At 53.1% G+C, this 24,282-nt stretch carries 25 protein-coding genes; 7 read left to right on the forward strand and 18 right to left on the reverse strand.

Annotation, left to right across the window (positions count from 1 at the left end):
- Nucleotides 1-104: 104 nt before the first annotated feature.
- On the forward strand, nt 105-467 hold the full coding sequence (gene yacL, locus ACMGGH_RS09315) for a protein YacL (protein ID WP_041911228.1): 363 nt from the start codon (nt 105-107) through the stop codon (nt 465-467).
- Between the two features lie 31 nt (nt 468-498).
- Here the strand turns inward: yacL and speD are convergent, their stop codons facing one another.
- From speD to ACMGGH_RS09330, 3 genes are all read right to left on the reverse strand, one after another.
- Nucleotides 499-1,293 carry an adenosylmethionine decarboxylase gene (speD, locus tag ACMGGH_RS09320; RefSeq protein WP_028015535.1) on the reverse strand — a complete coding sequence of 265 codons (795 nt, stop codon included), beginning with the start codon at nt 1,291-1,293 and terminating at the stop codon, nt 499-501.
- A complete protein-coding gene (gene speE, locus ACMGGH_RS09325; RefSeq protein WP_028015536.1) occupies nt 1,294-2,163 on the reverse strand; it encodes a polyamine aminopropyltransferase in 870 nt (289 codons plus the stop codon).
- A 115-nt stretch (nt 2,164-2,278) separates the two neighbouring features.
- Nucleotides 2,279-2,626, reverse strand: a complete 348-nt coding sequence (locus ACMGGH_RS09330) for a YacC family pilotin-like protein (RefSeq protein WP_014882582.1) — start codon at nt 2,624-2,626, stop codon at nt 2,279-2,281.
- 145 nt (nt 2,627-2,771) lie between these two features.
- On the opposite strand from ACMGGH_RS09330, the gene cueO reads away from it, so the two are divergent.
- Nucleotides 2,772-4,331 (forward strand): multicopper oxidase CueO, encoded by a 1,560-nt coding sequence (cueO, locus tag ACMGGH_RS09335; RefSeq protein WP_232948604.1) that lies wholly within the window; start codon nt 2,772-2,774, stop codon nt 4,329-4,331.
- A gap of 74 nt (nt 4,332-4,405) precedes the next feature.
- Here cueO and ACMGGH_RS09340 read toward each other — a convergent pair whose 3' ends face one another.
- Entirely contained in the window at nt 4,406-6,796 is a 2,391-nt protein-coding gene (locus tag ACMGGH_RS09340; protein ID WP_126817824.1) for a glucose/quinate/shikimate family membrane-bound PQQ-dependent dehydrogenase, read from the reverse strand.
- A gap of 208 nt (nt 6,797-7,004) precedes the next feature.
- Here ACMGGH_RS09340 and hpt point away from each other — a divergent pair, with 208 nt between their 5' ends.
- Nucleotides 7,005-7,541, forward strand: coding sequence for a hypoxanthine phosphoribosyltransferase (gene hpt / locus ACMGGH_RS09345; protein WP_032644976.1), 537 nt, complete (start codon nt 7,005-7,007; stop codon nt 7,539-7,541).
- A gap of 61 nt (nt 7,542-7,602) precedes the next feature.
- On the opposite strand, the gene can is transcribed toward hpt, so the two are convergent.
- Nucleotides 7,603-8,265 carry a carbonate dehydratase gene (can, locus tag ACMGGH_RS09350; RefSeq protein WP_014882586.1) on the reverse strand — a complete coding sequence of 221 codons (663 nt, stop codon included), beginning with the start codon at nt 8,263-8,265 and terminating at the stop codon, nt 7,603-7,605.
- A 107-nt stretch (nt 8,266-8,372) separates the two neighbouring features.
- Between can and ACMGGH_RS09355 the strand changes: the two genes are divergently transcribed.
- From ACMGGH_RS09355 to ACMGGH_RS09370, 4 genes are all read left to right on the forward strand, one after another.
- On the forward strand, nt 8,373-9,299 hold the full coding sequence (locus ACMGGH_RS09355; RefSeq protein WP_028015540.1) for an ABC transporter ATP-binding protein: 927 nt from the start codon (nt 8,373-8,375) through the stop codon (nt 9,297-9,299).
- On the forward strand, nt 9,296-10,066 hold the full coding sequence (locus ACMGGH_RS09360) for an ABC transporter permease (RefSeq protein ID WP_023334536.1): 771 nt from the start codon (nt 9,296-9,298) through the stop codon (nt 10,064-10,066). The genes ACMGGH_RS09355 and ACMGGH_RS09360 overlap by 4 nt, the downstream gene beginning before the upstream one ends.
- A 104-nt stretch (nt 10,067-10,170) precedes the next feature.
- A complete protein-coding gene (locus tag ACMGGH_RS09365) occupies nt 10,171-10,611 on the forward strand; it encodes a PTS sugar transporter subunit IIA (protein ID WP_420299113.1) in 441 nt (146 codons plus the stop codon).
- A gap of 63 nt (nt 10,612-10,674) precedes the next feature.
- Entirely contained in the window at nt 10,675-11,922 is a 1,248-nt protein-coding gene (locus ACMGGH_RS09370; RefSeq protein ID WP_219260117.1) for a polysaccharide deacetylase family protein, read from the forward strand.
- Between the two features lies 1 nt (nt 11,923).
- On the opposite strand, the gene ACMGGH_RS09375 is transcribed toward ACMGGH_RS09370, so the two are convergent.
- From ACMGGH_RS09375 to gluQRS, 13 genes are all read right to left on the reverse strand, one after another.
- Nucleotides 11,924-13,006: a fimbrial protein StkG gene (locus tag ACMGGH_RS09375; protein WP_232948602.1), complete on the reverse strand. Its 1,083-nt coding sequence runs from the start codon at nt 13,004-13,006 to the stop codon at nt 11,924-11,926.
- Between the two features lie 34 nt (nt 13,007-13,040).
- Nucleotides 13,041-13,673, reverse strand: coding sequence for a fimbrial-like protein (locus ACMGGH_RS09380; protein ID WP_420299114.1), 633 nt, complete (start codon nt 13,671-13,673; stop codon nt 13,041-13,043).
- Nucleotides 13,673-14,230, reverse strand: a complete 558-nt coding sequence (locus tag ACMGGH_RS09385; RefSeq protein WP_028015545.1) for a fimbrial protein — start codon at nt 14,228-14,230, stop codon at nt 13,673-13,675. The genes ACMGGH_RS09380 and ACMGGH_RS09385 overlap by 1 nt, the downstream gene beginning before the upstream one ends.
- A gap of 23 nt (nt 14,231-14,253) precedes the next feature.
- Entirely contained in the window at nt 14,254-14,832 is a 579-nt protein-coding gene (locus ACMGGH_RS09390; protein WP_047367345.1) for a fimbrial protein, read from the reverse strand.
- A gap of 13 nt (nt 14,833-14,845) precedes the next feature.
- Nucleotides 14,846-17,425, reverse strand: coding sequence for an outer membrane usher protein (locus ACMGGH_RS09395; RefSeq protein WP_028015547.1), 2,580 nt, complete (start codon nt 17,423-17,425; stop codon nt 14,846-14,848).
- A 65-nt stretch (nt 17,426-17,490) separates the two neighbouring features.
- Entirely contained in the window at nt 17,491-18,228 is a 738-nt protein-coding gene (locus ACMGGH_RS09400; protein WP_232948600.1) for a fimbrial chaperone, read from the reverse strand.
- Nucleotides 18,229-18,290: 62 nt separating this feature from the next.
- Nucleotides 18,291-18,878 (reverse strand): fimbrial protein, encoded by a 588-nt coding sequence (locus ACMGGH_RS09405; protein WP_193066655.1) that lies wholly within the window; start codon nt 18,876-18,878, stop codon nt 18,291-18,293.
- Between the two features lie 399 nt (nt 18,879-19,277).
- Complete coding sequence (gene panD, locus ACMGGH_RS09410) at nt 19,278-19,658, reverse strand: aspartate 1-decarboxylase (protein ID WP_232948599.1); 381 nt, start codon at nt 19,656-19,658, stop codon at nt 19,278-19,280.
- Between the two features lie 32 nt (nt 19,659-19,690).
- Complete coding sequence (gene panC / locus ACMGGH_RS09415) at nt 19,691-20,542, reverse strand: pantoate--beta-alanine ligase (protein ID WP_008501942.1); 852 nt, start codon at nt 20,540-20,542, stop codon at nt 19,691-19,693.
- Between the two features lie 11 nt (nt 20,543-20,553).
- Entirely contained in the window at nt 20,554-21,345 is a 792-nt protein-coding gene (panB, locus tag ACMGGH_RS09420) for a 3-methyl-2-oxobutanoate hydroxymethyltransferase (RefSeq protein ID WP_232948598.1), read from the reverse strand.
- Between the two features lie 123 nt (nt 21,346-21,468).
- On the reverse strand, nt 21,469-21,948 hold the full coding sequence (gene folK / locus ACMGGH_RS09425; protein ID WP_047367349.1) for a 2-amino-4-hydroxy-6-hydroxymethyldihydropteridine diphosphokinase: 480 nt from the start codon (nt 21,946-21,948) through the stop codon (nt 21,469-21,471).
- Nucleotides 21,945-23,342, reverse strand: a complete 1,398-nt coding sequence (gene pcnB / locus ACMGGH_RS09430) for a polynucleotide adenylyltransferase PcnB (RefSeq protein WP_028015552.1) — start codon at nt 23,340-23,342, stop codon at nt 21,945-21,947. The genes folK and pcnB overlap by 4 nt, the downstream gene beginning before the upstream one ends.
- Nucleotides 23,343-23,384: 42 nt before the next feature.
- Complete coding sequence (gene gluQRS / locus ACMGGH_RS09435; protein ID WP_232948597.1) at nt 23,385-24,275, reverse strand: tRNA glutamyl-Q(34) synthetase GluQRS; 891 nt, start codon at nt 24,273-24,275, stop codon at nt 23,385-23,387.
- Nucleotides 24,276-24,282: the final 7 nt, after the last annotated feature.

The following is a 24,282-nucleotide window of genomic DNA, read 5'->3' on the forward strand; positions in this document are numbered from 1 at the left end:
TCCATTTCTCCAGCTCTCAGTGCTTTTTTTCTTTAGCCTGGCTGCGATAATTACAGCATGGCGCAATGCGTTGTTGGCGCGTTGCCTGGGCAGAGGAAAACACTATGGATTACGAATTTCTGCGCGACATCACCGGAGTGGTGAAAGTGCGTATGTCGATGGGCCACGAAGCCGTTGGACACTGGTTTAACGAAGAGGTGAAAGAAAATCTCGCCCTTCTTGATGAAGTCGAACAGGCGGCAAATACGGTGAAAGGCAGCGAGCGCTCCTGGCAACGCGCCGGACATGAATACACCTTGTGGATGGATGGCGAAGAGGTGATGGTGCGCGCCAACCAGCTTGAGTTTTCAGGGGATGAGATGGAAGAGGGGATGAGCTACTACGACGAAGAGAGCCTGTCGCTGTGCGGCGTGGAAGACTTCCTGCAGGTAGTGAATGCCTACCGTGAGTTTATGAAACAGAAGTAACTCCCCGAAGCGTCCCTGCTCCGGGCAACACTTACACGGCCGGAATATTGCGGCCGTAGTAGATTTCGCGCATTTCTTTCCAGAGCAGGTCGGTGATGACCTTGCGCTCTTCTTCACTTAAATCTTCCGGCTTCGTGTGGAACATGTAGTGCTTAAGGTCGAACTCCTTAAGCATCATCTTGGTATGGAAGATGTTTTCCTGGTACACGTTCACGTCCATCATGTCATACAGCGATTTCATGTCCTCGGACATAAAGTTCTGAATGGAGTTGATCTCGTGGTCGATGAAGTGCTTCATGCCGTTGATATCACGGGTAAAACCGCGCACGCGATAATCAATCGTGACGATGTCCGATTCCAGCTGGTGGATTAAATAGTTCAGCGCGTTCAGCGGGGAAATCACGCCACAGGTCGACACTTCAATATCCGCGCGGAAAGTGCACAGCCCGCCTTCCGGGTGGCTTTCCGGGTAGGTGTGAACGCAGATATGGCTTTTGTCGAGGTGGGCGACGACCACTTCCGGAAGCGGACCCGGGTGTTCAGTTTTGTCGATAAGCTGCGGGTCGACCGGCTCTTCGCTGACCAGAATGGTGACGCTGGCACCCTGGGGCTCATAATCCTGTCGGGCGATGTTCAGAATATTGGCACCGATGATCGAGCAGGTTTCTGACAGGATCTCGGTCAGACGGTTGGCGTTGTAGAGTTCATCGATATAGGCGATGTAACCATCGCGTTCTTCCGCTGTTTTGGCATAGCAGATATCGTAAATACAAAAACTCAGGCTTTTGGTCAGGTTGTTAAAGCCATGTAGTTTAAGCTTTTTCAATTAGCTCACCCCCTTAGTGGATAATGCGTCTTGCAGGTACTGCGGCAGAGCAAACGCTGCGGTATGAATAGCCGGATTGTAGTAGCGGCACGTGAGCCCGGCCTGATGGAAGCGGGCCTGGATAATTTCGGTAGAGAGATGACGCAGCACGTCGTTATCCGTTGCCCATGCAAAGGTCATGATCCCGCCGTAGTACGTCGGAATGGCCGCCTGATAGAAGCTGACGTCACCGAAATAGGTGCTGAGCTTGCGATGGCTGTCGAGCGCTTCGTCCTGCTGCAGGAAGCAGACGCCATTTTGTGCGACGAAGATCCCGCCAGGGTTCAGGCAGCGCTTGCAGCCTTCGTAGAACGAGGAGGTAAACAGCGACGCGCCAGGGCCGATGGGGTCGGTACAGTCAGAGATAATCACGTCGAAGGTCTGCGTGGTCTGGTTAACAAAGTTAACGCCGTCGTCGATAACCAGATTAAAGCGCGGATCGTCATAGCTGCCGGCATTATGGTTGGGCAGGTACTGGCGGCAGAAAGAGACCACGCCCGCATCGATCTCAACCATGGTGATGGTTTCAATGGAACGATGACGTGAAACCTCGCGCAGCATTGCGCCGTCGCCGCCACCGATAATCAGAACATGCTTCGCGTGTCCGTGGGCCAGCAGCGGAACGTGGGTCATCATCTCATGATAGATAAACTCGTCGCGCTCGGTCGTTTGCACTACGCCATCCAGGGCCATCACGCGGCCAAAGGCGGCGTTTTCGAAGATGATCAGATCCTGGTGATCCGTTTTCTCATGATAGAGCACGTTATCAACGGCAAAGTACTGACCAAACTGGTCATGCAGTGTTTCATGCCACAACGTGTGGTCGGCCATACGCGGACTCCTCCTTTGTTAACATCCGTAACGCTCACAAAAAATGAGCGAAACATGATAGCTAACTATAACCGTGGTTGCACGGGTATAGGTTGAACAGGGGGCGTCGGGAAGGTTATTTCACGTAGGCGAGCAGGCTGAGCGAATCGCGGGCCAGCGCTTTGCATTTTTTAGCCGTGGGAATGCCAATACCGCTCAAGTCACGGTAGCTGTCTTCACCGAGCGCCTTCATGTCAAAGCTGTCGTAATTGCTGAGATCCCACTGGTTCTGCTGGGCGAAAAAGACCAGCGCGCGGCGAATTTGCCCGTTGGGTAAATTCTGGTAGCCACAATCATTTTTCAGGAATACAAAAACCGCCGTTAAATCGGCCATATCTTCCGCTTCATTTTCACTGAGCGCATAGCTGTTCGCACACATTGCCATCAGGCTTCCGAACAAAATTGTCCTGAAAAACGTCTTCATTGCTTCTACCACTTCTTCACGGAAAATTAACGTTAGCACACTTGATGCCAGTGCGACGATCTTTATTATTGCCGCTTTACTTGACCTTCCGGTAAGGGGAGGGTTTATGCTCAAAAGATCGCCTGCTGGAAATAAGGAAATGAACATGCAACGTCGTGATTTTTTAAAATATTCCGCTGTGCTGGGGGTTGCCAGCGCATTACCACTCTGGAGCCGCGCGGTTTTTGCGGCTGAAAGGCCTGCCTTACCCATTCCTGACTTACTGACCGCAGACGCCCGTAGCCGTATTCAGCTCGTTGTTCAGGCCGGTAAAACCTCCTTCGGCGGGCACAGCGCCACAACCTGGGGCTACAACGGCAATCTGCTCGGCCCGGCGCTTCAGTTACGCAAAGGGAAAGCGGTTACGGTGGATATCCGTAATACGCTTGCCGAGGAGACCACGCTGCACTGGCACGGGCTGGAAGTTCCGGGCGAAGTGGATGGTGGTCCCCAGGGTGTTATCAAGCCTGGGGGGAAACGCAGCGTAACCTTTACCCCTGACCAGCGGGCGGCAACCTGCTGGTTCCACCCGCATCAGCACGGTAAAACGGGCCATCAGGTGGCAATGGGGCTGGCCGGACTGGTGTTGATTGAGGATGACGAAAGCCGTCTCCTGCGCCTGCCAAAACAGTGGGGTATCGATGATGTGCCGGTGATTGTGCAGGACAAAAAATTCAGCGCTGACGGGCAGATTGACTACCAGCTGGACGTGATGAGCGCGGCGGTCGGCTGGTTTGGCGATACGCTGCTGGCCAACGGTGCGATCTATCCGCAGCACGCCGCCCCGAAAGGCTGGCTGCGCCTGCGCTTGCTTAACGGCTGTAACGCCCGCTCGTTGAACTTCGCCACCAGCGATAAGCGCCCGCTTTACGTGGTGGCAAGCGACGGCGGCCTGCTGCCGGAACCGGTAAAAGTGAGCGAGCTGCCGATGCTGATGGGCGAACGCTTCGAAGTGCTGGTGGACATCAGCGACGGCAAGCCGTTTGACCTGGTAACGCTGCCTGTCAGCCAGATGGGGATGGCAGTGGCGCCGTTTGATAAACCGCATCCGGTGCTGCGCATTCAGCCGCTACAGGTCACGGCCTCCGGTATGCTGCCGGACACCTTAGCCACGCTGCCAGCTCTCCCGTCGCTGGATGGGCTCACGCAGCGTAAGCTTCAGCTCTCCATGGACCCGATGCTTGACATGATGGGCATGCAGGCGCTGATGAAAAAGTATGGCAATCAGGCCATGGCGGGAATGCACCACGGCCAGATGATGGGCCACATGAATATGGACCACGGCAAAATGGGCGGTATGGATCACGGCGGTCACGGGTTCGATTTCCACAACGCCAACAAGATCAACGGCAAAGCGTTCGATATGAACACGCCGATGTTTGCCGCCACGAAGGGGCAGTTTGAGCGCTGGGTGGTTTCAGGGGAAGGGGACATGATGCTGCACCCGTTCCATATCCACGGCACGCAGTTCCGTATTCTGTCTGAGAACGGCAAAGCGCCTGAAGCGCATCGAGCAGGCTGGAAAGATACGGTGAAAGTGGAAGGCGGCGTCAGCGAGGTGCTGGTGAAGTTCGACCATGAAGCGCCTGAAGAGTTTGCCTATATGGCGCACTGTCATCTGCTGGAGCATGAAGATACGGGGATGATGCTCGGTTTTACCGTATAAAAAAAGCCGGGTGGCGGCTTCGCCTTACCCGGCCTGCATTGCTAAAAACGGCAACTTTCGTTGCCGTTTTGCTTTTATTTGCCTTCGTCCGGCAATGCATACGCGACAATATAGTCGCCCATCTTCGTACCAAACGAACCGTGACCACCCGCAGAAATGACAACGTACTGCTTGCCATTCACTTCATAGGTCATCGGCGTTGCCTGTCCACCGGCCGGCAGACGGCCTTGCCACAGTTTTTCACCGTTGGTCATGTTATACGCGCGCAGGTAGTTATCTGCGGTTGCCGCGATGAACAGCACGTTACCGGCTGTGGAGATTGGACCACCCAGCATTGGCATACCCATATTGAACGGCACCGGAACCGGCATCGGGAACGGCATGCTGTCCTGTGGGGTACCAATACGTTTTTTCCAGACGATCTGGTTGGTTTTCAGATCCAGACCGGAGATGTAACCCCAGGCAGGCTGTTTACACGGCAGACCAAACGGAGACAGGAACGGGTTCAGGGTAACGCCAAACGGTACGCCATACTGCGGCTGGATACCGGCTTCGGTCCCGCTGCCTTTCGCGTCTTTCGGCTGCTCCATCGGGTTACCCGGACCGCGTGGGATCAGACGGGAAACGAACGGCAGCGCCATTGGGTTGGCAATCGCCACCTGACGGTTAGGGTCGACGGAAATACCGCCCCACTCAAACATTCCCAGGTTGCCCGGGAAGACCAGCGTACCCTGCTCAGACGGCGGCGTGAAGATGCCTTCATAGCGCAGCTGATGGAACATCACGCGGCACACCAGCTGGTCAAACATGGTGGCACCCCACATGTCTGCACCGCTGAGGTCTTTCTTCGGACGGAAGCTCAGGTCAGAGAACGGCTGGGTTTTGCTGACGTAGTCGCCTTTGGCCGCACCCTGCGGAACCGGTTTTTCCGGGGCAGGCACAACCAGCTTACCGTTGCTGCGATCCAGCACGAAGATGTTGCCGGTTTTAGCCGGAGCGTAAATGACCGGCACGGTTTTACCGTTAACGGTAATGTCCGCCAGCGTCGGCTGGGACGGCATATCCATATCCCACAGATCGTGGTGAACGGTCTGGTAGCTCCACGCCAGCTTACCGGTGGTTGCGTTCAGCGCCAGGATAGCGCTCGCATAACGTTCCTGCTCCGGCGTGCGGTTACCGCCCCAGATATCCGGCGTGGATACGCCCATCGGCAGGTAGACCAGGTCCAGCTTCGCGTCATACGCGGCTGGTGCCCAGGAGTTCGGCGAGTTGAAGGTAAAGGTGTGCTCGTCAGACGGGATCGCGTTTGGATCTTTCGCGCCCGGGTCGAAAGCCCACAGCAGTTTACCGGTGTTCACGTCGAAACCACGGATAACGCCGGAGGTTTCACGCGTAGAGAAGTTATCCGTTACCGAACCGGCAATCACGATGGTTTTATCGGTGATGATTGGCGGGGAGGTTGGCTCATACAGACCCGGCGTGGTGTCCGGCATGTTGGTCTGCAGGTTCAGAATGCCTTTGTTGGCGAAGGTTTCGCACAGCTTGCCGGTCTCAGCGTTGATGGCAAACAGACGGCCATCGTTCACCGGCAGCATAATGCGGCGAGGACAGTCGGCAATGACTTCCGGGCTGGCATTATCGGCGCGCGCTTCGTGGTAAGAGACGCCACGGCAGGTCACGTGCTGGAACGACGGATTGGAGTTCAGCTGTGGATCAAAGTGCCATTTCTCTTTACCGGTAGCCGCATCGAGCGCGAACAGACGCTGGTGCGCCGTACACAGGTAAAGCATATCACCGACTTTAATCGGGGTCACTTCGTTGGTCAGCTCGCCCGGATCGTTCGGCATTTTCAGGTCGCCGGTACGGAATACCCAGGCTTCCTTCAGGTTCTTAACGTTGTCCGCGTTGATCTGCTTCAGCGGGGAGTAACGTTGACCTTCCTGGTTACGGCCATAAGCTGGCCAGTCACCGTCAGCGACCTGCGAGATAGCTGCCGCAGGCGTGGACTCCGCGTTCAGCGTACCGTTGATCTCCTGCGGGTCGTTAAAGCCAGCCCAGGTGAGAATGCCGCCGCTGATTAACAGCGCCACCAGCAGGGCTGCAACGGCACCGCTGGAAGGGACAATCAGGCGGCGCCAGACAAACGGCAGGATCAGCCAGATACCGAAGAAGACCAGGATGTCGCTGCGCGGCGTCAGGGCCCAGAAATCGAAACCGACTTCCCAGACGCCCCAGATCATGGTGGCAAGAAGGAGGGCGGCATACAGCCACAGTGCGGATTGTTTTCTACGCCAGAGCAGGACGGTTACGCCAAGCATAACCAGGCCCGCAATCGGGTAGTACCAGGAGCCGCCGATCGCGACCAGCCAGACGCCACCGATTAACAGGTACAGGCCGCAGAAGGCGGCGAATAGCGCTGTTAGTGTCACCAGTAGACGCGGCTGTTTAGTGTTTGTTTCAGCCATAGAAAGTGTACTCGTCAGTTTTTGTTAATAATTTGCTAGCAACTAATTATAGGTGTTAACAAGTGTGATCGGAATCACAATATTTGCTTTTTATAACTCATACGCCAGGCTTATCCATTTACTGATATAATGGCTGGCTTGCGTATCGATGCCGGAGCAAGATTCATCCGCATTGAAAGATTTTCATCAAAATCATTTGGTTAGTAATATGAAACATACTGTTGAAGTGATGATCCCGGAAGCCGAGATCAAAGCGCGTATCGCCGAACTGGGTCGTCAAATCACCGAGCATTACAAGGACAGCGGCAGCGAAATGGTGCTGGTTGGTCTGCTGCGCGGTTCTTTCATGTTCATGGCAGACCTGTGCCGTGAAGTGCAGGTACCGCACGAGGTCGATTTTATGACCGCTTCCAGCTACGGCAGCGGCATGTCCACAACCCGTGATGTGAAAATCCTGAAAGATCTGGATGAAGATATTCGTGGCAAAGATGTGTTGATCGTTGAGGACATTATCGACTCCGGCAACACCCTTTCGAAGGTGCGCGAGATCCTGAGCCTGCGCGAGCCGAAATCGCTGGCGATTTGTACGCTGCTGGATAAACCGGAGCGTCGTGAAGTGCAGGTGCCGGTAGAGTTTGTCGGTTTCTCCATCCCGGACGAGTTCGTGGTGGGTTACGGCATTGATTACGCGCAGCGTTATCGTCATCTGCCGTATGTTGGGAAAGTGGTATTGCTGGACGAGTAATTGCGGGCTGATGCCCTCACTCCGACCCTCTCCCACGGGGAGAGGGCGAAAACCCCCGGCTTTATTTATGGTTCACATGCTTAAGCTTGAGGTTGGCAATCCCAGAACGGTAACGCTGCTCCAGCGTTTCGCGGTTGGTGGCGGTGACTTCCAGATTGCGCAGCAGGCCATCGTGAATACCGTACGCCCAGCCGTGGATTGATACCTTCTGCCCGCGTTTCCACGCCGACTGCATGATGGTCGAATGCCCAAGGTTATATACCTGCTCCATCACGTTCAGCTCGCACAGCGTGTCCATGCGTCGCTCCTGCGGCATTTCGCCGAGCAGTGAACTATGTTTGAACCAGATATCGCGGATGTGCAGCAGCCAGTTATCAATTAAACCCAGTTCCGGGTTTTCAACCGCCGCCTGCACGCCGCCGCAGCCGTAGTGGCCGCAAATAATGATGTGCTCGACTTCCAGGACGTCAACGGCATACTGAACCACGGAAAGGCAGTTGAGATCGGTATGAATCACCAGGTTGGCGACGTTGCGGTGAACAAACAGTTCGCCGGGCTCAAGGCCGGTCAGGCGCTCGGCAGGTACGCGGCTGTCTGAACAGCCAATCCAGAGAAAGCGCGGGTTCTGGGCTTGTGCGAGTTTTCCAAAAAATCCGGGGTCTTCCTCCACCAGCATTTTTGACCATAGTGCATTGTTGCTAATGAGTGTATCTATGTCGTTCATGGAGGTTAGCGACCTGTAACCGAGTAATTGCGTTGCGCTACTATAGGGTAACCCGACTTTTAATGAAACCACACAACGTGTGTAAGAACTGAAGGTAAGTTAAATTCATGGCAATTGCACTGGAGCTTGAGCAGCTTAAAAAAACCTATCCGGGTGGCGTTCAGGCGCTACGCGGGATAGACCTAAAAGTAGAGGCCGGGGATTTTTACGCGCTTCTGGGGCCGAACGGGGCGGGGAAATCCACCACCATCGGGATCATCAGCTCGCTGGTGAATAAAACGTCCGGACGGGTGAGCGTCTTTGGTTATGACCTGCAAAAAGATGTGGTAAACGCCAAGCGCCAGCTGGGGCTGGTACCGCAGGAGTTCAACTTCAACCCGTTTGAGACGGTGCAGCAGATTGTCGTTAACCAGGCGGGTTATTACGGCGTTGAGCGTAAAGAGGCGCTTGAGCGTAGCGAAAAGTACCTGAAACAGCTCGACCTGTGGGAAAAGCGTAACGAACGTGCGCGGATGTTGTCCGGGGGGATGAAGCGCCGCCTGATGATTGCCCGCGCGCTGATGCACGAGCCGAAGCTGCTGATCCTTGATGAACCCACCGCAGGCGTGGATATCGAACTGCGTCGTTCTATGTGGGGTTTCCTAAAGGATCTTAATGACAAAGGCACTACCATCATTTTGACCACCCACTACCTTGAAGAAGCAGAGATGCTATGCCGCAACATCGGCATCATTCAGCACGGTGAGCTGGTGGAGAACACCTCGATGAAGGATCTGCTCTCCAAGCTGAAATCCGAAACGTTTATTCTCGATCTGGCGGCAAAAAGCCCGCTACCGAAGCTTGAAGGATACCAGTATCGCCTGGTTGATACCTCAACGCTGGAAGTGGAAGTGCTGCGCGAGCAGGGGATCAACAGCGTGTTCTCCCAGCTGAGCGCGCAGGGGATTCAGGTTTTAAGTATGCGTAACAAAGCGAACCGACTGGAAGAGCTGTTTGTCTCTCTGGTGCAGGATAAACAAGGAGACAAGGCATGACGCATCTTTATTGGGTCGCGCTGAAAAGTATCTGGGCGAAAGAGATTAACCGCTTTATGCGTATCTGGGTGCAAACCCTGGTACCGCCGGTCATCACCATGACGCTCTATTTCATCATCTTCGGCAACCTGATTGGTTCCCGCATTGGTGAGATGCACGGTTTTACCTATATGCAGTTTATCGTGCCGGGCCTGATTATGATGGCGGTGATCACCAACGCCTACGCAAACGTGGCCTCGTCGTTCTTCAGCGCTAAGTTCCAACGCAATATTGAAGAGTTGCTGGTGGCGCCGGTGCCAACGCACGTCATCATAGCCGGTTACGTGGGCGGCGGCGTGGCGCGCGGGCTGTGCGTGGGCATCCTGGTGACGGCGATTTCGCTGTTCTTCGTGCCGTTCCAGGTGCACTCGTGGTTGTTCGTGGCGCTGACTCTGCTGCTGACGGCAATTCTGTTCTCGCTGGCCGGTCTGCTGAATGCGGTGTTCGCTAAAACGTTTGACGACATCAGCCTGATCCCGACCTTTGTGCTGACGCCGCTGACCTATCTCGGCGGGGTGTTCTACTCCCTGACGCTGCTGCCGCCGTTCTGGCAGGCGCTGTCGCATCTGAACCCGATCGTCTACATGATCAGCGGCTTCCGCTTTGGCTTCCTCGGCATTACCGATGTTCCGCTGTTTACCACGGTGGCGGTGCTGGTGGTGTTCATCATCGCCTTCTACCTGCTGTGCTGGTATCTGATCCAGCGCGGGCGCGGTCTGCGTAGTTAACCCTCTGCCCGGCGACGCTCTGGTTGCCGAGCACTTTCTTTGACGGTTATCACCGTAAGCAAACCTTCACTCCGCTAAACTACTTGCCTGCTAAGGAGAGAGTTATGCTGGGATGGGTGATCACCTGCCACGATGAACAGGCACAGGATATGCTGGACACGCTTGAAGCCAAATTTGGCCCGCTTGCGCAATGCCGGGCGGTGAATTACTGGCGCGGGTTGAGCACCAACGTGCTCAGCCGGATGATGTGCGATGCCCTGCATGAAACGGATACCGGTGATGGGGTGATTTTTCTTACCGATAAATCCGGTGCCGCGCCTTACCGGGCCGCGGCGTTGCTTAGCCACAAGCATAATAACTGTGAAGTAATCTCCGGTATCAGCCTGCCTTTACTCCAAGCCCTCTATCCGCTTCGCGCCTCATTGAGCAGCGCAGAGTTTCGGCACGCTATCGTGGCGGAGGGCCAGCCGGAGGTGAGCAGCCTGTGGCACCAGCAGCAGAAAAACCCGCCTTTCGTTCTGCTTCACGATCTGTATAAGCATTAAACATTGGTATTGATGTCGCTTTTGCTACAATGGCGACTGATTTCCCGTGTCGATTTATATCCTATGTTCATGCGCGTGTTCTTTCTCCTTTTGCTGCTGGTTTCCGGCGGGGCGTCTGCCAGCCTGATAAGTCAGCAAGGGCTTCCTGCTCAATATATGCAAACCACTGAGGATGCTGCCATCTGGGCTCAGGTAGGTAACTCCGTGGTTAATGTGGGCAATATTCGCGCAGGGCAGATCATCGCGGTCTTTCCCGCGGCGGCGGATTATTACGAATTTCGCTTCGGGTTCGGTACCGGCTTTATTGATAAAGACCACCTTGAGAAAGTGCAGGGCAAGCAACGCGTTGAGGACAGCCTGGGCGACCTGAACAAGCCGCTCAGTAACCAGAACCTCATCACCTGGAAAGATACGCCCGTCTATAACGCGCCCAATAGCGGAAGCGCGCCCTTTGGCATCCTGAGCGCCAACCTGCGCTATCCCATTCTGAATAAACTCAAAGACCGCCTGAACCAGACCTGGTATCAGATCCGCATCGGCAACCGCCTGGCGTGGATAAGCAGCCTGGACGCGCAGGAAGATAACGGCATTCCGGTTCTGACCTATCACCATATCCTGCGCGATGAGGAGAACACCCGTTTTCGTCATACCTCCACCACCACCAGCGTGCGCGCGTTCAGCAACCAGATGACCTGGCTTCGCGACCAGGGGTACACCACGCTGACGATGTATCAGCTGGAAGGCTACGTGCGCAACAAGATGAACCTGCCCGCGAAGGCGGTGGTGATTACCTTTGACGACGGCCTGAAGTCGGTGAGCCGTTACGCGTATCCTGTGCTGAAAGAGTATGGCTTCAACGCGACGGCGTTTATCATTTCGTCACGTATTAAAGGCCATCCGCAGAAGTGGGATCCTAAATCGCTGCAGTTTATGAGCGTTCAGGAAATTAAGGGCATTCAGGATGTGTTCGACATTCAGTCGCACACTCACTTCCTGCACCGCGTGGACGGGTATAAACACCCGATCTTACTGAGCCGCAGCTATCACGTGATCCTGTTTGATTTTGAGCGTTCTCGTCGCGCGCTGTCACAGTTCAACCCGCGTGTGCTCTACCTTTCTTATCCCTTTGGCGGCTATGACAATAAGGCGATCAAGGCGGCGAATGATGCCGGTTTCCATCTGGCCGTGACCACGGTGAAGGGGAAGGTGAAGCCGGGGGATAATCCGTTTTTACTGAAACGACTCTATATTTTAAGAACGGATTCGCTGGAGACGATGTCGCGGCTGATCAGCAATCAGCCGCAGGGATAAGCTATTCGTAGGTGATCTGCAACGTGCCGATGGCGCTGAACGTTCCTGAAGTGACTTTTTCTGTACCAGATTTAACCAACTGAGCCGTGAGAGACTCGCTAAATGACGGGATGATGGTGTTCCCTTTTGTCGCATAGTTGTTAGTTGAATTAGGCACCGCCAGGCTGTTGTCCGGCCACTTCAGCAACACGCCCACGCCTTTTGCCGCATTCGACGATGCGGTGTTCGCGAGTAAAGAGCCATCAGTCCCGGTTGTTTTGCTGGTGGTCAACTTCATCGTAATTTTGCGTGTGTTGGTGCAATTCCCTGACACGGTAGCAGAGACTTTTTGCGTGTTATCGTTCTCGACATCGGAAACATCATACTCCCCCAGATCTACGGTTTTAGGAGCCGTAAGAGTGCAGGTCGGTTTTTCAACAGGAACATTGAAGGCCATATCGGGTATCGTGATTAACGGACGTGGATGGTCACTTTCATCTGAGCTCCAGGGGTTACCTACGACAATATTGCCAATATTCCCGGCCACTGGACCTATCTGTGTGACGCTTGCGGGCACGCCAGCATATGAGGGTAATTGATAAAATTCCATACGGGCATACCACCATACTGCTTTAACCAGATCTGAATTATCACCCTGATTGGCCGTTTCTACGTAACTTCCTGTAGTCGAAGGGAAAAAGGCGTTAAAAGCGTTGTTGGCCGGGTACATGGCCAGCGTATAGGCGATCCCCGTTACGTTAGTTTTAAAGAGTGCTTTACCGTCCACGCCACCGACGACCAGTGTACTGTCCGTTTTCTGATAGACGCGCTCGCCATCTTTACCCATTGAGCACCAGGAGTAGAGGCCCGGATTCACCTGCAAATCAATAAGGCCGCTTATTTTTGTTGGCGCGCTGACGCTCTCCAGGGGAACGATCTTGGGCTTAGCACCTTTGACATCCGAAATAGGCTGAACACTGTAACCATTAAATTTGCATTCATACAAATCGGCCGATGCAGAAAAACTTATTGCAAGAATTGACAAAGCAAGGCCTGCACCTTTTATGAAGAAATGACTTTTTCCGGCTCCTGCTATATAACACATTCAAAAATTCCTTATATCGGATGCTTGGTATATTTTAATTGTAAATAACGCTGACCAGCACGCTTGTGGTAACTTTCCCCGCGCTGACAATCCCTGTGTCTTGATAACGGGCATAGAAATTATAATTTGTTAAATACTGGCTTTCGGTTTGGTTAGATACATCAAAAATAACATCTGACGTTCCTGACGCATTGACCACATTGGTATTGTCTTTTTCTGAGAAAATCACAACGCCGACGTTTTCTGCTCCCCCCCCAGAGGCGGGAATTTCATTGGCGAACACCTGTTGAGAGCTTCCGATAACTATCCCACTTTGAGGTTTAAACTCAAAATGCAGGGTTTTTGCCAGTCCAGATTCACTTTCCGCACAGCTTTTCAGCTGTATTTCGAAGCGAGTTCCCCCAGCTGCGTCACCGGGTTGTAGCCGTGGGCTGCCGTCGGAGTTATAAAACCAACCTTTGCCAACGATCGGTAAAATAACTTTGCCATCATTCGGAATACTTACCTGACACGTATTGTTGATGATGTTTGCCGTCATATCCATCTCCAGGCTCGAGGCAAAACCTGCTGCGGGAAACCCCAGACAGCAGGCGAGCCATAACATCGCACTTCTAAAGTTTAAGCGGGAGTGGAACATCCTTTTTAAGCTACCAGTCTTAATAAACATTATTGATAGGTCACGATAAAAGTCACAGGGGCGCTGACCGAACCAGTGGTCACGTCAGAAATGGTTTTATCTTTAGCAATAACGATGCGCGCATCCATTTCAAATTTTCCCGCCCCGTCAGACAGGTTGACGATAGAAGTTGGGGCCGTGGCGCAGTTCAGCAGGGAACCTGAGTCGACAGAACCTTTCCAGATTTCAAAACCAACGTTATGCCCGGCTGCATATGAGTTCCCATTTTTGGCATTGCCAGTACAGGACCCGCCAGCACCCGGCGTGGCTTGAACGGAGGCATTTTTGACCCCGGCACAGTTAGTGAACGCGATTTTGAATGCCCCTGTTCGGTTCTGGCTCACCAGATCGGACTTAAATACATCGCCAAACGGCAAAATGCTAATAGGAGCCCCGCTCGCATCCTGAATCTCGGCATTACAGGTTCCTGCTTCAATGGTGGACGTAAAGGTGGCCTGAACGCTCGTCGTACCCGTAATGGCGCTCAAACAAACGGAAGGCAGGATGGCAGTCATCGCAAACACCAGTGATGTCATTTTCTTTTTCATATTAACGCTCCGTATTGCGCCAGTTATTCATAGGTGAAATTAAACGTAGCGATACCGCTAAAGTTGCCAGTCATGCCTTGCCCGCTTGCAGTTTCCACCAGCGTCGCCAGGAGTTGAACTTCGCCAGCACTTATTTCTCCGCTCGACCAGACGAGGCGCTGAGTATCAGTGGATGAATTAATGACAAAAGGGGCATCCGGAGTGGCGGTGCGGGAAATCGCCACGCCAATATTTTCTGCGCTGCCCTCACCGGAGAGTGAATTTTTAATTGCCGTATTCAGTGGGCTGGCACTACCACTAATGGTCGTGTTCAGCTTTGTCAGACTCGAAGGGCATGAGACCATTTTGAGTTTAAAATTTGTTGTTGCTTTGGCATTTTTGAGGATGATGTAATCCAGGCGTACCTTGCCGTCGGTGCCAATGGGAATAACGTTGCTGGAGCCATCACCGCTGCCACCTTCAATTTTCATATCGCAGGTGGTGTCACGGATATTAGCGGTAAAGGTAATATCGAGATTATCGGCGTATGTTCCGAGCGACAGCGCCATCAGACTCGAACTTAATACCCATAATCCTGTTTTTTTCCCAGGTTTAAAAAGCATGCTCTAACTCCTTTTATAATACTGTGATGCGGCAGGTCTGGCCTGTCAGCAGCGTTGTTGGTCCAATCTTTTTCGCATTGGGCGGAATCTGATAGGAGACAGTACAGGATGTGCCGGACTCACTTCCCCAGACGATTTTTAACAACCCTTTATCTTCAATTCCGCGAATCCAGGCTTGCCCGGCCTGGCCTACGCTACCTACGGATACGCCTTGCTCAGTTTGAACATCGGCACCAAGCGGAATAAACCCACCGTCGTCACGCGTCAGTTCCATTAACACTGAACGCCCTTGATCGGTCTCAAAATTAACCAGCACAACGGCACCGCTACGAGGGACAGTAGTGGAACGGGTATTTTTCACTTCAACGTCAGAGCGCATATCGCTGATATCAAGACCGACGTTGTTTTCACGGTAGGCAGACAGATAGGGCATAAGGGCATAGCCTGAAGAGCCAATTTCACCGTTACCGATGGAAACTCGGGCACCTTCTGCTCCCTCAGCTTTAATCAGCGCAAGCGTATCGCTTTCGCTAATGCTGCCAGGGGCGAGTGTTATGCCACCAGAGTGCAGAATCATCCCGCCGCTATAGCTGGCGGAATATTGTCGGCTATCGTCATCGGACGCGGAGACGGAAAGACTTACCGGTCCATGCGGGCCGTTATAACTCCCGTAACCGCTTAGCTGATTTAACGTATCGTCGTTACGCGTGGTGCTTTCAGTGATGCTGTAACTGAACCGGTTATCTTCGGTGTTGCCGTTGGCGCTGGCGTTAAAACTTCCACCGCCTTTTAGATCGCTGCCGATGCCCGTGGTGAGGGATGAGAACCCGCCTGCACGCTTGCCGTTACCCATCAGCGTGTCGAAAGGAATTGTGAGGCTCAGATAGACACTATCATCTTTTTCCCCGAACTCGTTGTAGGTGCGCTGCACGGAGAGGCTGTAACTTCCCCAGCTTAACGATTGACTGTGGCCAACCGAGTACTGCGCTGATGAGCTGCTTTCATTCCAGTAGTCCTGCCAGGTGGAGTTGACATACAGCGATCCCAAATCAAGGCCGTTAAAGGCCAACGGCTGGCTGATGTTCACCTGGATCTGGTTCTTCATGCGCTGGAAAGTCTGGTACACATCGCTGTTATCACGGTCAGGGTTGAGCTCCCTGTCACGGTATTTGATCTCGTTGGTCAAGGAAGCTGCATCGCTCAGGCTGAGATAGTCAGATGTCGAAAACCGGTATGCTGCTACGTTGAAAGAGGTATTCGTGGCTTCCATGAGTTTGCTGTAGGAGATACGATAACTCTCACCCTTAAGATGCCGTAAGCCGTCGATCCGGGCATCTGAATGCGTGACATCAAAGGCGAATGCGCCAATGCGGGTGTTCATAGCCAAACCCACCAATGCGGCGTAAAAATCGCTATCGGTGTACTCCAGACCCGCATAACCTGTGAAGGTATTGGTTAATCCATAATAGCCCGTGGCGTAACCTACTTTTGGCTTGTCACGTAGGTTATCATCACGCAGTTCACCCACGCCGACATCCCATCGGGAGTAGCCCGGGCGCAGCATTTGTGCGACCGAGGAATACGCGACCGAGAAGGAACGTTTGCTGCCATCCGCTTCTTCTACAGTGACGATAAGATCGCTGCCATAACCCGTCGTACTGAGATCTGAGATTTCAAAGGGCCCCGGCGGGACGGAGGTTTCGTAAATCGTGTTTCCGCTCTGGGCGATCGTGACTTTGGCGTTGCTGTTTGCCACACCCCGAATCACCGGCGCATAAGTCGATATGCCATTAGGAAGCATACGATCATCGTTGTATAAACGCGCCCCGCGCAGACTAATGGAATCGAAAGCATCTCCACGGGTGTAGGAATCTCCCGCGATAAACTGTGCTTTCAGCGGCGTGATATCACGCTGGAGATAAATGTCCTGGCTGGCGTAATGGCTACCGGAATCCCGATCCCAGTTCAGATTACCTCGTGCCCGGAGCCGCCACGGGCCCAGGTTTGCTCCATAGCGCAACCCTGCGTATGCCGTATCGGTGCTGTAATCAGACGTGTCCGCGTGCCAGCCGTTAAGATCCCAGGAGAGCATCGCCGCCGGGATCCCGTCTTCCCAAAGTGAAGGATCGACAAATCCCGCCGGGCGCTGAATGACGAAAGCCTGGGGAATAGAAAGGTCCAACTCCTGTGTGGAAGGATCGTAAGCCACGCGTGAGCCGGGATAGGCGTCCGACACGGAGATGCACGTATCCTCGGAATCATCCCCGGCTGGTTTAAGTTGCTCGGTTGCTACATTTGTCTGGGTGAGCAGTTTACGCGTGATGCAGGGCGTAGCGCGCGGTGTACCATTCTCCTTAAACACAAGATCCGTGGTAATGGAAGGTTTTCCGTTAATAACCACCTTCACCTTATACGTCCCGGCAAGAACAGGGTTGCCTTTTGAAAAACGGCTGACATCAATTGATGTACCGGTGTTATAAAGAAACTGATCGTTAAACTGCACGTCTTCTTCTTTATTATTTTCAGCAGCAAATGCACAAAACGGCAATACCGCACTTATCGATAAACATAGTAGTGAACGTTTAAACCGCATGATGTACTCTGTCCCAGAGTTAAGCTAATTATAGTTATTCCGAATGATACGAGGCGGATAAATAATCAATTCTGTATGGATTCATACTTATCAATTCCACCGAAATCATTGATGGCTTGCCAGGTGATTTTGTTATACCCCAAGGTGTTATGATTTTTTACGTTCATAGTCTGGCTTGAGAATGGCTCAATATAATGCGTTTCAATATCGTAGCTTTTAGCACCAGCAATAAGCGTTGCCCCCGCCAGTGATACATAATAAGGTGAATCATTCTTCGCACTTAAAACGATATTTTGACCTTGCCGGGTTTCAGTCCATTTAAGATTTTTAGCCGCATCTGTCGGTTCTCCTTTCAAACCTGTAGGCCGGAAAAAGAGTTTTATGCGGGTACGGAATGCCAGCTGAAGCATGCTTTGCGTATCGCTTTCCTTTGCCTTTGGCGGAACTTCCAGAACGTTAAACCAGAACAGGGATTCTTTATCTTTTGGCAATGAATGACCAAGCCAGGTGATTCTGACCGTTTGCCCTTTTTGCGGTTCTACACGCGATACAGGAGGCGTGACAATAAAGGGAAGTTTCAGCTCTTGAGGATTAGTGGTATCTCTTCCGTCATCGAGCCAGGTTTGTACCAGTAAAGGTCTGGTGCCACGGTTATCCATAGACACCGTTACGTCTTTTGCTGATTCTGGATAAATGACACGGGTGCCGGAAATCACAATATCTGCACTGGCGTTAAGAGCAAAAACGCTCACCGAGGCCAGCAGCAGGGCTTTTAATCCGCTCTTAATATTCAGTAAGTACATGTCTACTCTCAAATAATACGAAAAAATGTGCCCTGCTGGGCACATTAACAGGACGAATAAAATTATTCGTAGCTCATGGTGAAGTAAGCGTTGGCGCTAACTTTACCTGACTGCACAGGGCTAGTATCTTTCACCCAGTTGGAGCCAGGGACATAAGCAACACGGTAGAACAGTTTACCGGAGCCGGCTTTCAGGTCTGTTTTCTGCGTATTATTGTCAGGCTGGCCTACCATAATACGAGATGAAACGGTTGGGGCATTGTTAAACAGGGCAAGTGCAACGTTGGTTGCAGAGCCTTGTACGTTAGCATCGGGTTCAATAGTACCGTTCGCAATAGCGCCCATATTTTTTGACATGAAGCTTGCAGAGGCATTCTTTAATGTCTCAGGGCAATTGGTGAGCAGCAGTTCAAAGTTTTTGGAACCGACGCCAGTATCAATAGTTGTGGATTCAACTTCAGATTTTTTAACGACGGGTAAGGTAATGGTAATATTGTTTTGTGATTCACCATTAGAGGTGGAAATATTACATGTTGTGTCTGTTACCGCACCATCAAAGGTGATTAAACCAAGATCCGTATCTGCGAGTGCTGAAAAAGAACCTACTGCAAACAAAGCTACAGCTGAAGCTAATAACGTTTTTTTTAACATAATTGAAATTCCATTTAAAAAACATTGTAATGATTTAATACAAGCAAAATGATGATAGGGATCTCTGTATACGTTGGGTATTTAGAATTACTAAAAATTATAATTAGAAAAAATTAAAGATTGATAAGTCATTGAAAAAGATCTTGAAAATGATCTCAAAAAAAACACTGGGGGTTATTTTTTATTGCGTTGATATGCTATTGGCAGGCTTGGATTATTAATGGCATTGATTATTTTCCCTTCGTATATAACTGAGGGGAATGTTTATTTAAGAAAGGAGACGCGAAAAGAGAGATGAAAATAAGAGAAATGAGTAAAGAGATGCTATTTACATAATTCACAATGATGTGTTTTTTCCTGTTAAGGAGCGGATCCAGAGGGTTCCGCTCCTTGTTGGAATCAGGCAACCTGAACCGGAATCGCCTTTGCGGTGCGCTTCATTTCATTGTCGCCTTCGAAGTAGGCCACTTTAGGCTGCCAGCGGCGGGCTTCTTCGTCAGACATCATCACGAAGTTGGCGATGATCACAATGTCGCCCACGTCCGCACAGTGCGCCGCAGCGCCGTTAACGGAGATGATTTTAGAACCGCGCTCGGCGGCAATCGCATAAGTAGAGAAGCGTTTACCGTTGTTCACGTTCCAGATATCAATCGCTTCGTTTTCAAGGATACCCGCCGCGTCGAGAAAATCCTGGTCAATGGCGCAGGAGCCTTCATAGTGCAGGTCGGCCTGCGTGACTTTCACACGGTGAAGCTTACCTTGCAGCATTTTGCGAATCATTACGTTTACCTTTAATTATCAAGGGTGAAGAACTACGCCAGCTCAACCACTTTATTATCAATCAGGCGTGCCTGGCCGAGCCATGCCGCCACCAGGATGACTGCGCGCTTGCTGTTCTGAGTTAATTCCAGCAGCGTATCAGCATCACGAATTTGTACGTCGTCAGCACGAAGGCCCTTATCGTTAAGCGCCTGCTCGGCAAGGGCAATAATCTCTTCTGCTGTTAACTCTTTTGCCAGCATCTGCTCTGCCATGGTGTTCATAACCTTGCTCAGGCCCGGCGCGATTTTACGCTGTTCGGCGGTCAGGTAACCATTCCGCGAGCTGAGTGCCAGACCGTCTTTCGCACGCACAATCGGTACGCCGACGATCTCAATATCGTAACCCATGTCAGCAACCATCTTGCGGATCAGCGCCAGCTGCTGGAAATCTTTCTCACCGAAGCAGGCAACGTCCGGCTGCACCAGGTTAAATAGCTTGCTGACGATGGTGGAGACGCCGCGGAAGTGGCCCGGACGGCTTGCTCCTTCCAGCATGGTGGAAATACCCGGGACGTCAACGTAGGTCGCCTCTTCGGTACCCTGCGGGTAAACGTCCGCCGGTGCAGGAGAGAAGACGATATCCGCGTGGCGTTTTTTGAGCTTCTCGCAATCTTCCTGCAGGGTGCGCGGATAGCGTGCCAGATCGTCGGCGCGGTCAAACTGCATGGGGTTCACGAAGATACTGACCACCACGATATCTGCTCGCGCACGGGCTTCGTCGACGAGCTTCATGTGGCCGTCATGCAGATTGCCCATGGTCGGGACCAGTGCGATACGTTTACCTTCCTGACGCGCGCGGCGGATATGCTGGCGAAGCAGCGGCAGGGTTTCAATGATTAGCACAACGAGACTCCTTAATGGAAACTGTGTTCTTCACCCGGGTAAACACCGGATTCAACGTCGGCAATATACTGCCTGACCGCAGCGCGCATGTCGCCCGCTTCAGTGAGGAAATTTTTGGCAAATTTCGGGATATGCCCGCCAGTAATACCAAAGGCGTCGTGCATCACCAGAATCTGACCGTCGGTCACGTTGCCTGCACCAATACCAATCACCGGAATGGACAGCGCGTCGGTGATGCGTTTCGCCAGCTCAACCGGCACGCACTCCAGCACCAGCAGCTGGGCGCCTGCGGCTTCCAGCGCCAGGGCATCCTCAAACAGCGTCTGCGCTGCGTCGCCGCGGCCCTGCACCTTATACCCGCCAAAGATGTTGACGGACTGCGGGGTCAGGCCCAAATGACCACACACCGGCACGGCGCGTTCGGTGAGCATTTTCACCATCTCCACCAGCCAGGCGCCGCCTTCAATTTTGACCATGTTAGCACCAGCGCGCATCACTGCCGCCGCGTTTTCAAATGCCTGCTCTGGCGTGGCATAGGCCATAAACGGCAGGTCGGAAAGCAGAAGGCAGCCTGGCGCACCGCGGCGTACCGCACGGGTGTGATATGCAATATCTTCGACCGTGACCGGCAGGGTGGAATCATGTCCTTGTACCGTCATCCCTAACGAATCTCCGACCAGCATGACGTTGATACCCTCTTCGGCAAACAGTTTGGCGAAGCTGTAGTCATACGCGGTGATGGTGGCGAAGCGTTTTTTTTCCTGTTTGCATTTCTGCAGTAAGGAGATGGTGGTTGGTTTCATACTGTTTCCTGATAGCCCAAAAGCGAATCTTTGCGCATTCTAACAGTAACATTCGAGGGAACAATGATTTTAGGCAACCGATTAACCACAATTATTCTGGGGTCAACCGGTGAGGGAAGAGGATCACCAGCGAGCGGGTCTTTCCGCGTTCAGATTGTCCAGAACGGCCTTGAGCGGGATGCCTTCCGGGAAGGTGAGATCGGGCGCCACTTCAAAGAGCGGCCAGAGCATAAAGCCACGATTTTTCATGTCGTAATGCGGTACGGTGAGGCGTTCAGTGTTAATCACCTCATGGCCGAACAGCATAATATCGAGATCAAGCGTGCGCGGCCCCCAGCGTTCGGCTTTGCGTACGCGCCCCTGCTGCAGTTCGATGCGCTGAGTGTTGTCCAGCAGCGTTTCGGCATCGAGGGATGTTTCCAGCACCACGGCGGCGTTCAAATAATCAGGCTGATCCTGCGGGCCTAGCGGCGGCGTGCGGTAAAAGGAGGAGACCGCCACGATACGGCTTTGCGGGATCTCACCCAGCGCCTGTACGGCAGCATTCACCTGCTCCAGCGGAGAGGCTAAATTGCTGCCGATGGCGATATACGCGAGGGTCATGCTGTCCCTTCACGACGCGGTGCGCGTTTGCGCGGACGACGATGACGGCGACGCGGGGCAGGTTCTTCATCCAGCCCGGTCAGCATATCTTTCTGCTCCGGCGGGGCGGAAACCTGGAATTCGGCCCACCACTGCGCCAGGCGCTGTAGCTCCTGATTGCGTTCAGTTTCCGCACGCAGCGACAGCAGGTCGAAGGCGGCGCGGAACTTTGGATGCTCCATCAGCTTCCAGGCACGTTTGCCCTGACGGCGGGACATGCGCAGCTGAAGCTGCCAGATGTCGCGCACCAGGGTAGTAATACGTTTTGGGATAGCCAGCGTGCGGCACCCTTCGTCCAATACATCGTTCGCGGCCAGCGCGAAGGCATCGTAATAGGCGAGGCCGCTCTCCTGGGTGATTCTTTGAGCCGTTTCCAGCAGCGGGTACCAAAACATTGCCGCAAACAGGAATGCCGGGTTCACGCGCATATCGTTATGGATGCGGGTGTCGGTATTTTTCAGTACCTGCGCAATCATCCGTTCCATTGGGCTGTCGCCGTTCTCGGTGAAGTAACGGGTAATGGTCGGGAACAGTGGCTGGAACAGGTTGTATTCGCGCAGCAGATTGTAGGTTTCGAACCCGTAGCCGGCCTGCAGCAGCTTCAGCGCCTCTTCAAACAGGCGGGCAGGCGGCACGTCGTTAATCAGCGTCGCCAGACGCGGGATCGGCTCTGCGGTTTCCGGACTGATGCGCATGTTCAGCTTGGCGGCAAAACGCACGGCGCGCAGCATGCGCACCGGATCTTCACGATAGCGCGTTTCCGGCGTGCCGATCAGGCGGATCAGACCCTCTTTCAGGTCCTGCATGCCGCCGACGTAATCACGCACGGTGAAATCCGCCACGCTGTAATAAAGGCTGTTGATGGTGAAGTCGCGACGCTGGGCATCTTCTTCGATAGAGCCGAAGATATTGTCGCGCAGCAGCATACCGTTCTGGCCGCGCTGTGACGTGGTGCGGTCGGATGCACCCGCTTCGTGGTGGCCGCGGAAGGTCGCCACTTCAATGATTTCTGGCCCAAACATCACGTGAGCCAGACGGAAACGGCGGCCAACGAGACGGCAGTTGCGGAATAATTTACGCACCTGCTCGGGCGTGGCGCTGGTCGTCACGTCGAAATCTTTCGGTTTTTTGCCCAGCAGTAAATCACGCACCCCACCGCCAACGAGATAGGCCTCGTAGCCCGCTTTATTCAGACGATAGAGTACCTTGAGGGCATTTTCACTGATATCTTTGCGGGAAATATTGTGCTGCTCACGCGGAATAACCGACATGTGTGGCTGTGCAATAGCGTCGTTCGCCATGCTCTCTTCGCGGCTTAGCACTTTACGGCAAAAATTAGCGACTCGGGTAAAAATGGTACACCTCGTAGTGTGTTTTGTTATGAAAAAAGCGGCTAATCATAGCTCAGCGCAACGCATTTGAGAATGCTGGATTTTTGGCACTGCCGCGAGCGTCCAGTTGGCAATGGCTATTTTCAGCAATTCGTCAATGCGCAGATCCTGCCATTCGTTGGTTACATTCTGGTTGAGAAATCGCAGCGCGTCGATCAAAACAGGACGCGGATCGCCGTCTGGCAGGGCCGGGGCGTGGTTCTGCTTGGAGAGCTTAACGCCCTGCGCATTGACCGCCAGCGGCAGATGAATGTAATCCGGCGCCGTCCAGCCAAACTGATGATAAAGCGAGATTTGCCGTACGGTCGGTTCGACCAGGTCCGCCCCGCGCACAATTTCCGTCACGCCCTGGAAATGATCGTCGACGACCACCGCCAGGTTATACGCAAACAGACCATCACGACGGTGAATAATAAAATCTTCACATGCCAGACGTTCATCCGCCCTAATCTTACCGGAGAGCCGATCGTGGAAGCGGGTGACGGGCGCGCGCTGTAGCAAGCGTACGGCGGCATTTTCCGGGGGAAGATTCAGCGTGCGGCAGTGGCCGTCATACACACCTCCCACGCTCTGGATACGCGCGCGGGTGCAGGTGCAGTTATAGGAGAGCCCCTGAGCGCTGAGCCAGGCCAGACGTTCCCGATAAGCCTCATGACGTTGTGACTGCCAAAGAACGTCGCCGTCCCAGTGAAGACCGTAATGTTCCAGCTGACGCAGAATGGTGTCTGCAGCACCGGGAACTTCACGCGGAGGGTCAATATCTTCGATGCGGACGAGCCATTTACCCTGACTGGCGCGAGCCTGCAGGTAGCTGCCAAGCGCGGCAATTAATGAGCCGAAGTGTAATTCACCGGAAGGAGATGGCGCAAAGCGCCCGATATAGTGTGATTCAGACATATCAACA

Origin of the sequence: Enterobacter sp. BNK-16 (assembly GCF_048684955.1) — a bacterium.
GTDB lineage: Bacteria > Pseudomonadota > Gammaproteobacteria > Enterobacterales > Enterobacteriaceae > Enterobacter > Enterobacter bugandensis.

Coding starts and splice junctions, on each gene's coding strand:
- hpt (WP_032644976.1), top strand. CDS start 7,005: ATGAAACATACTGTTGAAGTGATGATCCCGGAAGCCGAGATCAAAGCG.
- yacL (WP_041911228.1), top strand. CDS start 105: ATGGATTACGAATTTCTGCGCGACATCACCGGAGTGGTGAAAGTGCGT.
- ACMGGH_RS09355 (WP_028015540.1), top strand. CDS start 8,373: ATGGCAATTGCACTGGAGCTTGAGCAGCTTAAAAAAACCTATCCGGGT.
- ACMGGH_RS09365 (WP_420299113.1), top strand. CDS start 10,171: ATGCTGGGATGGGTGATCACCTGCCACGATGAACAGGCACAGGATATG.
- ACMGGH_RS09405 (WP_193066655.1), bottom strand. CDS start 18,878: ATGTTAAAAAAAACGTTATTAGCTTCAGCTGTAGCTTTGTTTGCAGTA.
- ACMGGH_RS09360 (WP_023334536.1), top strand. CDS start 9,296: ATGACGCATCTTTATTGGGTCGCGCTGAAAAGTATCTGGGCGAAAGAG.
- can (WP_014882586.1), bottom strand. CDS start 8,265: ATGAACGACATAGATACACTCATTAGCAACAATGCACTATGGTCAAAA.
- ACMGGH_RS09370 (WP_219260117.1), top strand. CDS start 10,675: ATGTTCATGCGCGTGTTCTTTCTCCTTTTGCTGCTGGTTTCCGGCGGG.
- gluQRS (WP_232948597.1), bottom strand. CDS start 24,275: ATGTCTGAATCACACTATATCGGGCGCTTTGCGCCATCTCCTTCCGGT.
- ACMGGH_RS09380 (WP_420299114.1), bottom strand. CDS start 13,673: ATGTTTATTAAGACTGGTAGCTTAAAAAGGATGTTCCACTCCCGCTTA.
- cueO (WP_232948604.1), top strand. CDS start 2,772: ATGCAACGTCGTGATTTTTTAAAATATTCCGCTGTGCTGGGGGTTGCC.
- ACMGGH_RS09385 (WP_028015545.1), bottom strand. CDS start 14,230: ATGAAAAAGAAAATGACATCACTGGTGTTTGCGATGACTGCCATCCTG.
- ACMGGH_RS09375 (WP_232948602.1), bottom strand. CDS start 13,006: ATGTGTTATATAGCAGGAGCCGGAAAAAGTCATTTCTTCATAAAAGGT.
- ACMGGH_RS09390 (WP_047367345.1), bottom strand. CDS start 14,832: ATGCTTTTTAAACCTGGGAAAAAAACAGGATTATGGGTATTAAGTTCG.
- ACMGGH_RS09330 (WP_014882582.1), bottom strand. CDS start 2,626: ATGAAGACGTTTTTCAGGACAATTTTGTTCGGAAGCCTGATGGCAATG.
- folK (WP_047367349.1), bottom strand. CDS start 21,948: ATGACCCTCGCGTATATCGCCATCGGCAGCAATTTAGCCTCTCCGCTG.
- ACMGGH_RS09400 (WP_232948600.1), bottom strand. CDS start 18,228: ATGTACTTACTGAATATTAAGAGCGGATTAAAAGCCCTGCTGCTGGCC.
- ACMGGH_RS09340 (WP_126817824.1), bottom strand. CDS start 6,796: ATGGCTGAAACAAACACTAAACAGCCGCGTCTACTGGTGACACTAACA.
- speE (WP_028015536.1), bottom strand. CDS start 2,163: ATGGCCGACCACACGTTGTGGCATGAAACACTGCATGACCAGTTTGGT.
- panB (WP_232948598.1), bottom strand. CDS start 21,345: ATGAAACCAACCACCATCTCCTTACTGCAGAAATGCAAACAGGAAAAA.
- panD (WP_232948599.1), bottom strand. CDS start 19,658: ATGATTCGCAAAATGCTGCAAGGTAAGCTTCACCGTGTGAAAGTCACG.
- ACMGGH_RS09395 (WP_028015547.1), bottom strand. CDS start 17,425: ATGCGGTTTAAACGTTCACTACTATGTTTATCGATAAGTGCGGTATTG.